Source organism: Falsiroseomonas oryziterrae (assembly GCF_021864505.1).
Classification (GTDB): Bacteria; Pseudomonadota; Alphaproteobacteria; order Acetobacterales; family Acetobacteraceae; genus Falsiroseomonas; species Falsiroseomonas oryziterrae.
In genome coordinates this window covers 1-769 of record NZ_JAKJIB010000661.1, presented here as the reverse complement: position 1 = coordinate 769, position 769 = coordinate 1, and the positions used below count along the sequence as shown (strand labels likewise).

At 72.0% G+C, this 769-nt stretch carries 1 protein-coding gene; it reads right to left on the bottom strand.

Annotation, left to right across the window (positions count from 1 at the left end; all coding sequences use genetic code 11):
• A partial coding sequence (locus tag L2I40_RS23945) for a family 16 glycosylhydrolase (protein ID WP_237217840.1) occupies positions 1 to 769 on the bottom strand: 769 nt, incomplete at both ends.

Sequence of the window (769 nt, the reverse complement as noted above, 5' to 3'; positions counted from 1 at the left end):
CGGCCACCGGCGGCACCTCCGGCGCGGGGGCCGCGTCGGGCTGCGGCGCCGGACCGGACCAGTCGTTCGGCGGCGGCACCGGCGCAGGCATCGGGCCGGGCGCCGGCTCCTGCCCCGGCGTGGAGCTGCCGTCATACGGCGTGAAGCGCACCTCGGTGACGGTGATCCGCCCGTCGCCCGGGCCGTAGCCGATCGAGGACAGCCAGCCCGAGGTCACGTCCTCGCCGCCATTGGCGAAGTCGCGCCCGACATTCTCCGTCACGCGGCCCTTCAGCTCGCCGTTGACGTAGAACTCGACGGCGTCGGGCAGCCAGTTGACGCCATAGGTCGCCCACTGGCCGCGATAGTCGCCGATATCCACCGTGACGTACTCGTCGCCGCCGGTCTCGCCCTTCCAGTGCAGCGCGGCGTACTGGCCGGAGCCGTCCGGCTTGATCTCGCCGATATCGATCTCCGGGCCGGGCCAGACATTGGAACCTGGCCAGAGCACGATCGCCGGTCCAGGGCCGGAGCCCTCGATATTGGCGACGAATTCCCGGTAGCCGTAGCCGTCGCCGGCGCTCGGGCCACCCGGGAACTCCATCATGCCGCTGATGCCGGTGAGCGTGACCTCGCCGTTGCCGGTCTGGACATTGCCCCAGGCGTGGTTGATGCGGCCCCAGCTCCCGGTGTCGAAGGTCTCGACCCAGGCGGGATCCGGGTTGGCGGCCGAAGAAACGTCCACGCTGGCCTCGACCGGCGCGGCCTCGGGCGCCGCCGTCGGCGCGCT